The sequence below is a fragment of the Carboxylicivirga sp. genome (assembly GCF_982718395.1).
The window spans coordinates 1-13,395 of record NZ_CEXQWX010000161.1; the positions used below are offsets into that span (position 1 = coordinate 1).

A 13,395-nucleotide genomic window follows, 5' to 3' on the forward strand; every position below is an offset into this window, starting at 1 on the left:
TAGTTGTTGGCCCCTGCTCTATTCACGATATTGTAGCTGCAAAAGAGTATGCACGCAGGCTAAAAAAACTCGCAGATGAAGTAAGCGATACGCTTTACCTTGTAATGCGTGTTTATTTTGAAAAACCTCGTACAACAATTGGCTGGCAAGGACTAATTAACGATCCACACCTGGATAATAGTTGCAAAGTAGAAGATGGATTGAAAATGGCCCGGGAGCTATTACTTTATGTGGCCGATCTAGGCTTACCTGCGGCAGGTGAAGCATTAGATATTGTTACACCGCAATATATACAGGATATGTTCTCATGGACGGCTATTGGTGCCCGCACAACAGAATCACAAAGCCACCGAAATATGGCAAGTGGTTTATCCTCGGTTGTTGGCTTTAAAAATGGCACTAAAGGAAGCATTGATATTGCCATTAATGCCTGCGAATCTGTATCGGCTCCTCATAACTTTGTGAGCATAAATCCAGATGGAAAAGCTGCAATTGTAAGGACAAAAGGAAATTCTAACTCACACATTATTCTGAGAGGAGGAAAAGAACCTAATTACTCGTCTCAACACATTACGCAATACGAGGAAGAGCTTAGAAAAAGAGGTCTTGAGCCTTGCATCATGGTCGATTGCAGCCATGCTAACAGTGGCAAAAAAGCAGCTAATCAATCATTGGTTTTAGAAAATATTACCCAACAAATTAAAGATGGTAATAATTCGATAATCGGTATCATGATAGAAAGTAACCTTAACTTCGGTTGTCAAAAATTGAATGCGGACAAAAGTAAGCTGGCTTATGGTGTTTCCATCACCGATGAGTGCATTGGCTGGGAGGAGACAGAAAGGTTATTAAAAAATTTAAGAGATCAGCTGAAAGCATAACATTTACTCATCCGAAGAGTTGTAAAACAGTTTACCCGGAGGGCGACTATTTTTAGTTTCAAGAATAGTCGCCCTTCGGGTTTTATTATTTATAACTTAAAATCGCTTGTTTCTCGTCACATACCAAAGGAATCGAAGTCCTATTGGTATATGCTTCCAAAGCGTGGGAATAAGACCAAAATATCGCCGCATTATATCAAAACGTTCCTTCAGTCCGGGAACAATGTTTTGCTTGGTTAAACCTCCATCCAAGAAGCGAGATAATACCAAATTTGAATTGTATATCTGCGTTGCTTCTTTCAGTGCAAGCAAGCACCATTCAAAATCAGCTGAGAACCTGTATTTAGTGTTATAAGGTTTTGCAATTCTTGTAGAAACCAATATAGATTGATGACTTACCAACATACCATTCCGAAAATCCTTCCATGATAGTTGTATTGGTGGTTGTAATCGCCTCTCGCCTATTTCATTACCATTCTCATCAATCATGACAGTATCACCATAAATCACATCGGGCGTCTTATCTGCAAAGCCTTCTATCAATTCTGCAATAGTAGAGGTGTTATAGATTTCATCACCTGAGTTGACAAACCAGACATAATCGCCAGTTGCCATATCAAGGCCTTTATTCATGGCATCATATAAACCTTTGTCTGGTTCGCTAATCCATTTTGAAACAGCTCTTTTATTTTTCTCAATTAAGGTAATAGTTCCATCTTCTGATGCGCCATCAACTATTATATATTCGATATGATCATAAGACTGGTTTGCAATACTATTAATTGTTTTTTGAAGGGTATCAACTCCATTATAAACAATTGTAATAATGCTGATAACAGGCTTTTTCATCAACATTTACTTTAATAAAGATTCGTACACAGCCTTATATTGATCAGCCACCACCTCTTCTGAGTAACATTCCACAGCTTTTTTACGGGCATTAAGACTTAGACTTTCGTTGTTGCTCACAAATAATGTATCGTAAATACCGGTTGCCAGACTCAGGGAATTTTTCACTTCGGCCAGATATCCAGATTGGCCATGCGTAACCATTTCAGGTACACCACCAATACTAAATCCAACCACAGGAGTACCACAAGCAAGTGATTCCATAACTGTGTTGGGCAGATTATCCTGCAATGAAGGCAATACATAGGTATCAGCAGCACTATATAAATCAACTAATACATTGGGATCTGATACAAACCTGAATGAATTAGTTTTAAAAGGAAATAACTTTGCCGTTTCGGTATTCATCTTCCCAAACACAACCAATTCAGTATTATCTTTAACTACCGGAAAGTTTTCACCAAGAATACTTAAGGCTTCAATAAAGTAGCGCATACCTTTCCGAGGATCATTCACGTTGGCAGCACCAAATAACACCAATTTCTTATCAAATGGCAGATTGAGTCGCTCACGCGCTTCTTCCTTAACCCTGGGTTTGTAAAAATCTGTATCTATTGGATTTGGTATATTATAAAAATCTTTCCGTCGAAGAAGTTTACTTTCCTGAGATAGTGTCCTTAACCATTTACTACATGTAACGATACTTAAAGGAGATTCGCTGTATATTTTTCTTTTTTGAGCAAACAACCTGGCTGATAAATCCTTTTTACCTGATTTACGCAGGAACGGGCAGTATGAACAAAACTCAAGAAATTCTAAGCAAGTTCCGGCATAATGACATCCTCCAGTAAAGCTCCACATATCATGTTGTGTCCATACAATTGGTTTACCACACTTCATGAGTTTACCTAAAGAATCTATTGAAAGAAAACCTTGATTTATCCAATGCAAATGAATAATATCAGCTTCTTTAACCAAAGGGTGTTGCGAAATATCAATTCCTGTATTGGCCGGAGAAAAAGCAAAGCGCACGGATGCATTTCGCTCATATGGTAAAAAGGTCAGACGTTCCCAGGCAAATCGTGCAAAAGCTTTTTTTCGATATAAAAAACCCGTGTCAACCGCATGAACTGCCTCTGCCTTCTGATTCAAATCCTGCACTAATAAAGTTGATTCAATACCATTTTTTCGCAATGCACGATGCAGGCGATTAGCAGCCACAGCTGCCCCGCCACCAGTATCAGTTTTATTAATCTGAAGGATTTTCAATTTAAACTCTGGTTGTTACGGCTGTAAAAGTAATAATTCTACTCAATAAGCAATGCTTAGAGCCATTTTAGCTCTCCAACTTATTGGGGAAATCAAGGTTATAGTGTAGACCGCGACTTTCTTTTCTTTTCCGTGCCATTTTAATGATCAGATATCCCACATTAATCTTATTACGAAGATGGCATATCTTTTCAGATACCTTCGAGGCTTGATATAATGCTTCTGTTTCGCGATAAATTACTTCAAGTCGATCATAGGCCCTATTTAAACGTATGTTGGAACGAACGATACCTACATACTTGCTCATGATCTGCTGAACTTCTTTATTCGATTGGGTAATTAAAATCATCTCTTCTGGATGAGAGGTTCCTTCATCGTTCCAATCAGGGATGCGTTGATTAAATTCGATAGCATCTATTTTCCTGATAGCATTTTTATACGCGGCATCAGAAAACACAAGAGCTTCTATTAATGAATTACTCGCTAATCGGTTAGCACCATGCAACCCGGTTGATGCGCATTCTCCGGCGGCATATAAGTTAGCGATCGAGCTACATCCATTCAAATCAACTTTAATACCACCACATAAATAATGAGCAGCCGGAACCACAGGTATATAATCCCTGGTTATATCAATTCCTAATGACAAACATTTTTTATAAATATTTGGGAAATGCTGCTTAGTTTCGCTGGCTGGCTTATGAGTTACATCCAGATAAACAAACTCTTCTCCCCTGTTCTTTAATTCATTATCAATGGCCCGAGCTACAATATCACGAGGTGCCAAACAACCTCGCTCATCGTATTCAAGCATAAACTCCTGCCCGTTTTGACGCCTCAAAATACCTCCATATCCGCGCATTGCTTCTGTAATCAGGAATGATGGACGTTCAGATAAATTATACAAGGCTGTTGGATGAAACTGTACAAATTCCATATTCTCAATAATTCCCTTGGCCCTGAATACCATTGCTACGCCATCTCCTGTTGAAATCAATGGATTAGTAGTAGTTTGATATACGCTACCAATACCGCCTGTAGCCATCATAGTTGTTTTGGCTAAGAAGGTTTCTATTTGTCCATTAGTTTTATTGAGTATATAGGCCCCGTAGCACTCAATATCACGCATCCAGGGTTCAGTAACACGCCCAAGGTGATGCTGAGTTATAACATCAACCGCAAAATGATTTTCAAAAGTTGTAATAGAAGGATGGTTTCTTATCTCATCTATCAAAGCCCTCTGTATTTCTGCACCAGTGTTATCTTTATGGTGTAAAATTCGATACTCTGAATGACCTCCCTCCCGATGTAAATCAAACTTACCATCGTCATTTTTATCAAAATTGGTTCCCCATGAAAGTAATTGCTCAATCTGCTCAGGTGCTTCCTCTACTACCTTTTTAACAGCCTCAATATCACAAACTCCATCACCTGCAATTAAAGTATCTTCTATATGCTTTTCAAATGAATCTGGTTCATACATTACTGAAGATATACCACCTTGTGCATAAGCTGTATTTGTTTCGTTGAGATCGGTTTTACTAATAATAGCTACCGAACCATGTTGTGCAACTTTTAGCGCATAACTCAACCCGGCAATACCCGAGCCAATCACTAAAAAATCAAATTCTCTTCTCATTAGGAATCTCTTTGAACAGGATTACAAATGTATGAAGAAATAAAAATTATTCGTTACAAATGACGAATTCCTACTCAACTACAAAAGTTTTTACAAATTGCTCTGTTTGCCCATTCTCTTTATATCCAGAGACAACCACATCATAGGCAGCTTTGTCATCACCTGTCGTAAAATCAACTTCAATAACATTTGCATTGTCTGCACAAAACGTTGAATAATAAAGTAAATTTCTAAAGTCAGCAGTCCGTGATTGTTGATTTTGATTGATTGTATAATCTGGGCTTTTATATTGATAGTTGTACAGAAAACCTTTATGGGCTTGTCTGAAAATCCGGTGGTCAAAATCCATGTTTCCCATATCACCATCATTAGTGTAAAATAGCAATAAACGCCCCAGATTTTCATCCTGATAATAATAGTTCAGATTTAGTAAATCAACCTTTTTGAGGTATTCAGGGTTAATATCCAGAATACGATTAACATCATAAACAGGTACACCGTCAACAAATGGCATTGTTTTACCATCTCGTGGATATAAAGAGTTATCCTCGTAGGTTCTAAAAATATATTGGCCTTTCTGTCGCTTTAAAGTTGCAAAGGGAACGATTTCCCGAACAACTTCTTCGGTGGTCGGAAGATCGATAAACTTATCAATAATTGTTGTCCTTTCCGGTTTACCATAAAATGCTTCAGCTTTCTCAATTGAATCTGCCTTAGCAACATTAGCAAGATAATCAGAATAGATTGTATTAATCTGCATATTAACAATAGCACTGTTAATATGCTCCAGCTTGGTCGAATCGATCACTAATTCTGGAATTTCTAAATTGGCATATTCAGATGAAAACTGATCATCCAATGTCACTTTATAATTAAGCTTAGTTGTGTCGGAAGAGTATGGTTGAATTACCATTTCTTCCACCCCAAAACGATTAATAACAAAAGCAAAACGTCCAGTCGAATCTGTAGTTGAGAATTTTAATATTGCAGTTTCATCTATAAAACTAAGCATCATTTTCTCATTGATAATGGGCTCTCCGGTTTCGATATTACTAATTACACCTGATATAATTTCTCCTTTCGGCTCCGGCAATTTAGTGTATGATCTGATTTTATATACAATATTATCAATCGCAGATTGCTTGTTAGATTTGGTAAGTCCTGATCTGGTAACAGAAACTGTTACATATTCCCAATCATTGTTCTGTGCTATTTCAAGGCTAACTTTTTGTCTTTGCGTATAGTTTTTCTTTAATCCCTTAATAACCTGAGCACTTGTTTTATTTACTAATTCTCCTTCAATTCTATTGTCACTTTTAACCTTAAGGTTCTTTAAGGCATTATCAACAAATGGATTGATTACAGAAATTACCTGATGTGTGTAGCACTCTGGTGAGTAATTTCTCATCCAGCTTGTATAAGCTCTCAATAAATAGTTACCTGTTGAGATAGTGTCGGGAATAGTAAATCTTGAACTTGCCAGATTATTTTCAAGGAATAATTTCTCCTGAACTACCGGTGTATTATACTTGTTTAACAACTCGATATACACCACCTTACTTAAAGAAGTTTCCCTATCATTGTTTATAACCGATAACCACAGGTCTTCACCACCTATGTAAATATCACGATCACTATTAAAAATGATTTTCTCCTGCGAACCGGCTATATTAGCAATAAATAACATTGCCACTAGAGCTAAAGTCTGTTTTCTCATATTGATGTTATTTAATCTTCCCAGAAATCTGGTTTCCTAAGGGTTCCTGAATAGGTGCAATCTGAACAAGTGGCTGAGGTAAGCATTAAACCGATTACTCTCATCCCAGATTCATCATTCACAACATCATGCAAGTGCAACTTACCCGATACCACTAAGTCTTCATAAATCTCCAAAGGTGTATCATAATCCTTCCCATCAGCAATAAAAGTATTTAATAAACAACCATAATTAGACGGGGTCATTGGTAAGCCAAGACTAACAACTTCATTTCTATCTATATAAAGCCTTTGAAAACTAACACTACCAGTTTGAAAGTATCCAAGAACAGGTTCCTTACTATCATTGATATTCTTTATATTACCTTTAATTGAAAAAGGTTGATTTCCAGCTATGTTATCAGTATCTTCAAGTGAAATTTTCAATTTATTCCAAAACTCATATTCTCCTTTAGAAATACTCATTTGTTTAATGAGAATACTATATCTAACAGACAACTTATCTGTTAATCCTGAAGGAATAAAACATATTTCTTTCGCCTTTACTTCAAAATTACCTTGGTTGGCTAATGAGTGTATTATCACCTCATTTGATATACTACTTTTCCAACATATTTCATTCTCTGGTTTAATGATACGAACCCAACTTTGAGCATCATAATCATATCTTATAATAGGAGCATATGGTACCTTAAACTTCCAGTCTTCTTCATACTCCCAACGCATATAACCATTTTCATAAGAATTTCCATCAACTAATATAGTTAGTCCGTAGTTTTCAATTGTCCTATCTTCATTCCACTTTTTGCTTGTTTTAACGTAAACCTTATTTAAAGTTGACTTTGGTAATATATTGCAAGGTGATGATTGATATTCCTGTCCATTCGCAGTTCTTATTGATAATGTGTAGGTACCACCTACTTTCGCAATAAACTGCTTTTGATCCGTTTCATAGACACCTGGTGCAACTTCAGTCAATACTTCTTCATTATGATTTTCATCTTTGATTATGACTAATGCACCAGCTTCGACCTGTGGCGTTTCATCTAAATTAGGAACTGAGCGCGACAAATGAACACGATGGTTCTTTACTTCATCAGTAATCAAAGCATCAACAACTAATAAATCTTTATAATCTTTAATATTTACTTCGTATGGTTCAAGGCAAGATGATAAGCCAATCAGAAATAGAAAAATGCAGATAATTTTCCCGTTCATGGGTAGTTAAGATTAAGTTATGGTTTGTAAATTATAAGTCCAAAACTGCAAAAAAAATCTCATACTTTATAATTCGGTAAATGAAATGATTGAATTTTTAAATATAAAGAGTAGTATTTCAAAGCTTTTTATATTTTTGTTCCTAATCAATTAAAACTCAACCTAAATGTTAAGCCCTACCCGCCCCATAGTGTATACTATATGTGTACTTATAGCTATTTCCGCACAAATCCAAGGACAAAACACCAATTCAAACACTAATACAAGTGATGTTGATACAGCCCTACTGTTATACGACTCTGTTTTTTATAATCCACTGACTTATATTAATGGACGAGAATATAAACCATATCACCTTCCTAGAAATCCCAATCCTTACTTAAATAATGCACATGGAACCGGAAGTATTTTTATTGAAGGGAAAGAGTATCGTAATAAACAATTAAAGTACGATTTACATAAGGATAAGTTGATTGTTATACCAAACTATTTCGTGTTCTCAAATATTCACATCGAAATTAATAAAACAAAAATTGACTCCTTCTCTATTAATTTCGATAAAAAAGAATTCTCCTTTATTCAAATTATGGAGAAAAATAATAATACTAATCTGAGTCCGGGGTTTTATCAACCTATCTATCATTCAGAAAATTCTCGATTATTGATAAAACACTATGTAATTCTTGGTTTAGAAGACGGCATAACTACCTATCGACATGATATCAAACGTTACTTGTCAGTTCAAGAATTATTTCATGACATAACCACCAAAAGAAAACTTCTTAAATTATTTCATGATCAACGAAAATTGGTAAAAAGGAAGATTAAGTCAATCAATCCTTCTTATAAAAAAATGACCAATCATCAGTTAATACAACTTATTCAATTTATTGACTCTATCTAACCCCAACCAATGAAACGTTTTATTCTTCTAATTTTCCTTGTGCCTATTTTTAATGCTGTTGGTCAAACAATAAGTTTTCAGAAAGATTCTGTCTCTTTTGATGAGTTAATTCAACATATTGAAAAAGAATCGAGCTATCGCTTTTACTATTCAAATACATGGACCGACAGCTTAACTTTTAATCCCAATTTTAGTCAGCTTGGTTATAAGCAAGCAATCAATTGGTTGGCGAAAGAAAGTGGCCTTAACTACACGTTTATAAATGATATGGAGGTTGTTTTTACAAAAGGTTATAAAATAAAAACCGATTTTTCTGATCGATACCGCAGTTACCTTAACGATATTGCCTCTCTCAAAGTCGACACAATTGTTTATGAAGCACTACGGAAGCATAAGGAGGAAGAATCTAATATTAGTGAGGAGTACATGTTGTTTTCCATCGGCAACCCTTCAAAAAATCGGTATTCAAACATGGCTACCCTCAGTGGTAAAATTACTGATTCTGAAAGTGGTGAACCATTAGTTGGAACGGTAGTTTACATCGATGATTTAAAAAACGGTACTGTAACCAATTTATACGGCCACTACTCATTCTCCTTACCAAAAGGTCGTTATAAGGTTGAATACCGCTCTGTTGGTATGAAAACAGCTCATCGCAATATTGTTATTCACTCCGATGGTTCGTTGGACGTGGAACTGAAAAGCAAACCTACCTCTTTGAAAGAAGTTGTTATTACAGCTAAAACAGAAGATCCTGTTCGTAATCTGCGCATGGGAATGGATAAGATCACTATGAAAACCCTTAAACAGTTACCTTTAGGAATGGGTGAGGCTGATGTGATTAAAACAACCTTATTGCTTCCTGGTGTTCAAAGCGTAGGCGAAGCATCTAACGGATTTAATGTAAGAGGAGGAAGTACCGATCAGAATTTGATTCTGTTAAGTGATGCACCAATAATCAATACATCTCACTTCTTTGGGTTCTTCTCCGGATTCAATTCCGATATTATCAAGGATATTACATTGTACAAAAGTGGTATACCTGCAAAATATGGAGGACGTGTTTCATCGGTCATGGACATGACTGTGAAAGAAGGAAACAGGAAAGAAACGAAACTTAATGGAGGTATTAGCCCTGTTTCTGGTCGACTTACTTTGGAGTCTCCTATTAAGAAAGATAAGAGTTCCTTTATATTGGCCGCACGTACAACCTATTCCGATTGGGTTTTAAACCTTCTCGACGATGCCAAGCTAAAAAACAGTTCAGCCAATTTCCATGATCTACAAGGTAGTTTTTCGTGGGATATTGATGATAAAAACAGCCTTTATCTTTCAGGGTATTACAGCCACGATGATTTTGATTATTATACCGAAGATGCTTTTGAATACAACACTTTAGCATCAACCCTTAAATGGAAACATGTATTTAGTCCTAAATTATTCTCAACATTTTCTGGTATTGTTAGTAACTATGACTATACAACGGAGTCGCGGACTGATTCAAGCCTTCTACATGAAATTGATTACCGACTTAATCAGTATAGTTTTAAGTCTGATTTTTCCTATTTGTCAAGTAAAAACCATAAAATTGATTTTGGATTGAATGCTACCTGGTACGATCTATCGCCAGGAAAACAAACGCCCTCATCAAGTGAATCTCTGATTGCTTTTAAAGAGCTGGAAAAAGAACAGGCCCTGGAAGCTGCATTATACATCAGTGATGAGTTTGAATTAACACCATTTATGTCATTATCAGCTGGGTTACGATATTCAATGTACGCTAATTTCGGGCCAAAAACACAATACAATTACTTAAGTGGCCAGCCACGTAGCATTGATAATATTACTGACACAACCTATCATGGTAATGGTGCTGTATCCTTCTACTCAGGACCTGAACTACGGCTTTCATCGAATATTCGTGTTAGCGGAACCAGCTCTCTAAAACTTGGGTATAACCGAATGTACCAGTACATTCAAATGATCTCCAACACTGCAGCAATGGCACCGACAGATATTTGGAAGCTTAGCGATAAATACCTAAAGCCCCAAAGAGGTGATCAGTATTCCATTGGTTTCTATAAGAACCTGCGTAACAACAGTATTGAAGCTTCAATCGAAACCTACTACAAACAATTAAAAAATATCATTGATTATAAAGGTGGAGCAAAATTGGTAATGAATGAACACCTGGAAACTGATGTACTAAATGGAAGTGGAAAAGCTTATGGTGTGGAATTAATGATCCAGAAAAAAAGAGGTAAATTAACTGGTTGGATGAATTACACATACTCACGCATTCTTCATAAAATAGACAGCGAATTTGAAGAAGAACAGGTGAATAATGGTGATTACTTCCCAGCTAACTACGATAAACCACACGATTTTAAGTTTGTAGCCAACTACAAATTTAGTCGCCGTGTGAATGTTTCTTCTAACTTCTTTTACAGTACCGGAAGGCCATTTACAGCACCGGTGGCTTACTATGAGTTTGGTGGGGCACAAAAGGTTTATTATTCCGATAGAAACTCTATGCGAATGCCTGATTACATTCGACTGGATTTAGCGGCTACCATTAACGGAAACCTAATCAAGAAAAAAGCAAATCATAGCTCTTGGACATTTGCTGTTTATAATGTATTGGGGCGACAAAATGCTTACAATATTTTCTTCCGATCAGAAGGTGATAAAATACAAGGATATAAGATGTCAATCTTTGGTAAACCTATCTTTACTGTAACTTATAACTTTAAATTCCTTGGTAACGCTAAGGATGATTTTTAAAAATATCTAACGAAAACAATCCGGATGCGCTCTTGTTATAATGGCAACACATCTGGATTATTGAAAAAAATCTTAACCATATTATTGGCTCTGGCCAGTATTCTTGCAACGACGCAATACAGTTTTACATGGTTGATTTTCAAAGTCAATCAGAATTACATAGCTAAAAACCTTTGTGTACAAAAAGATGTGGAGGACAACTCTTGCCAGGGATGTTGTCAACTCAAAAAGCAAATGGAGCAGCAATCTGAGCAAGAAAAAACATCACCCAATCCAAATCAACGTGAAATTACCATTGACGGATTTATTACTTGCAAATTAACATTCTCTCCCACCCAATCTTTTAGAGAAATCCTATTTAAACACATTGATAAGCCAAACTACAATTCTGTCATTATTGATGTCTTTCATCCACCACAATATTTGATCTAAACCAAACTGATTCAATGTGCAAATCAAACAAAGTGTTTGAGATAACCTGCTGCACAACAAGATCAAATTTTAATAAACATCGACAGAAACAAACATGAGTAAAAAAATATTATTCGTGGTGTTTTTGCTGTGTATCAATGTGGTCTATTCATTTGGCCAAGCACTCAAACTAATTGATATACATAGCCAAACACCCATTATCAATGCCAGTTATCAATATGATAAACAACAAGGAATTACCAATGATAATGGCATCATTACAATTGATAAAAAAAAATCAACCAAACTGCATATTTCACATCTCAATTATGGAGTATTAGTTATTTCACCCAATGAGCTGGATATTTATATTGAAAAAGGCGAGATTTTATGGGCGAAACAACAATTTGAATTACAACCGATAAGTGTAATCGCTCTGCACCAAATACAAACTGACTCAACGTCTGTTGTATTTAATAACCCAAACCGTGTATCGCATGATGCTTCTGCAATTCTCGCTAAATTGCCCGAAGTTGGCCTGATACGTAAAAGTGGAAATTACGGCTTTGATCCTGTGTTACGCGGTTTCAAATACGAACAGTTAAACATCGTTTTGGACGGAGCACAAAGTGCCAATGCAGCTTGCCCAAACCGAATGGATCCTCCAACCAGTCAAATGCCGGTTAACATGCTTTCTCAGATCACAGTTCTGAAAGGTCCCTACTCTCTGCGTTATGGTAATGCCTTTGGAGGTACCATTAACTTTCAGACACCAGAACCTCAATTTAGCACAAAAACCAAAGCAAGTGGTCGCTTAAGTGGTGTATACGAAAGCAATGGCTCCATAAACAGAAGCGAAGCCATAGCTAACATATCAGGTAAAGCAGCTAACTTAAAACTTTTTGGTTCAATATCAACAGGCGATAACTATAAAGATGGTAATGGAAATAAAGTGCTGTCTTCTTTTTATCGCAATAATATAGGTTCTTCACTCGTATTAAAAACAGGACAACAGCAAAGTATTCGATTCAACATCAGTCGTAATTATGCCAAAAATGTTGATTTTCCTGCCTTACCAATGGATTTACGCAAAGACGACACCTGGTTGGGCAGCATGCATCATACCATCCGGTTTAATAAAAAACTGAAAGAATGGAATACAAGTATTTATGGTACCTATGTTGATCATCTGATGGATAACTACGACAAGCTGCTTGAACCCCGAAAAGTAGATGCAGAAACAGCTGCCAAAACTTATAACTACGGTGGTCGGTCCGAGTTGAACTTTCAATTTACTAACAACCAACTATATGCCGGAATTGATTTCAGGGGCGATAAAGCCGAAGGTGAACGAAGACGTCATTTTCTGATGGGACCTAATGCAGGAAATACAGTTTATGACAACGTTTGGCAGGATGCCTATATTCATAAAACAGCTGCTTTTGCTGAATTTCAGAGTCGTTACAATCAATGGCAATTGGTTTATTCGGCTCGCTTTGAGTACAATCAGGCTAATGCCAATCGTCCCGACCCTCACTTCGAATCTTTTTATGATGATCTATCATCAGGCAACCTAAACAGTTCCTTTAGTATCGGAGTGAGTCGCCGCTTGTCATCCCGATTCAGTTCCGAAATCTGGTTGGGGCATGCCGCAAGAAGTGGTAGTCTGACCGAACGTTACATTAACTTTTTACCTGTTGGTATTGATCCTTACGAGATGTTAG

The 13,395-nt window shown here is 36.5% G+C and carries 10 protein-coding genes; 5 read left to right on the forward strand and 5 right to left on the reverse strand.

The features are described 5' to 3' along the window. Positions 1–881, forward strand: an 881-nt coding sequence (locus AC4MRQ_RS21020) for a 3-deoxy-7-phosphoheptulonate synthase (protein WP_491199689.1), incomplete at its 5' end; no start/stop codon positions are given. A 96-nt stretch (positions 882–977) separates the two neighbouring features. Here the strand turns inward: AC4MRQ_RS21020 and AC4MRQ_RS21025 are convergent. The 5 genes from AC4MRQ_RS21025 to AC4MRQ_RS21045 all read right to left on the reverse strand — a co-directional run bounded on the left by AC4MRQ_RS21025 (position 978) and on the right by AC4MRQ_RS21045 (position 7,572). After that, the gene (locus AC4MRQ_RS21025; RefSeq protein ID WP_491199690.1) at positions 978–1,730 is read right to left on the reverse strand and encodes a glycosyltransferase family 2 protein; all 753 of its coding nucleotides are present in this window, start codon (positions 1,728–1,730) and stop codon (positions 978–980) included. Positions 1,731–1,736: 6 nt separating this feature from the next. Next, positions 1,737–2,999: a glycosyltransferase family 4 protein gene (locus tag AC4MRQ_RS21030; RefSeq protein ID WP_491199691.1), complete on the reverse strand. Its 1,263-nt coding sequence runs from the start codon at positions 2,997–2,999 to the stop codon at positions 1,737–1,739. A gap of 67 nt (positions 3,000–3,066) precedes the next feature. Next, a complete protein-coding gene (nadB, locus tag AC4MRQ_RS21035) occupies positions 3,067–4,638 on the reverse strand; it encodes an L-aspartate oxidase (protein WP_491199692.1) in 1,572 nt (523 codons plus the stop codon). Between the two features lie 70 nt (positions 4,639–4,708). Then, positions 4,709–6,355 carry a hypothetical protein gene (locus AC4MRQ_RS21040; protein ID WP_491199693.1) on the reverse strand — a complete coding sequence of 549 codons (1,647 nt, stop codon included), beginning with the start codon at positions 6,353–6,355 and terminating at the stop codon, positions 4,709–4,711. Between the two features lie 11 nt (positions 6,356–6,366). Further along, a complete protein-coding gene (locus tag AC4MRQ_RS21045) occupies positions 6,367–7,572 on the reverse strand; it encodes a DUF4249 domain-containing protein (RefSeq protein ID WP_491199694.1) in 1,206 nt (401 codons plus the stop codon). A gap of 166 nt (positions 7,573–7,738) precedes the next feature. Here AC4MRQ_RS21045 and AC4MRQ_RS21050 point away from each other — a divergent pair, with 166 nt between their 5' ends. From AC4MRQ_RS21050 to AC4MRQ_RS21065, 4 genes are all read left to right on the forward strand, one after another. Beyond that, on the forward strand, positions 7,739–8,476 hold the full coding sequence (locus AC4MRQ_RS21050; RefSeq protein ID WP_491199695.1) for a hypothetical protein: 738 nt from the start codon (positions 7,739–7,741) through the stop codon (positions 8,474–8,476). Between the two features lie 9 nt (positions 8,477–8,485). Beyond that, positions 8,486–11,260, forward strand: coding sequence for a TonB-dependent receptor (locus tag AC4MRQ_RS21055; RefSeq protein WP_491199696.1), 2,775 nt, complete (start codon positions 8,486–8,488; stop codon positions 11,258–11,260). A gap of 60 nt (positions 11,261–11,320) precedes the next feature. After that, a complete protein-coding gene (locus tag AC4MRQ_RS21060) occupies positions 11,321–11,692 on the forward strand; it encodes a hypothetical protein (protein WP_491199697.1) in 372 nt (123 codons plus the stop codon). 94 nt (positions 11,693–11,786) lie between these two features. Next, a partial coding sequence (locus AC4MRQ_RS21065) for a TonB-dependent receptor plug domain-containing protein (RefSeq protein ID WP_491199698.1) occupies positions 11,787–13,395 on the forward strand: 1,609 nt, incomplete at its 3' end.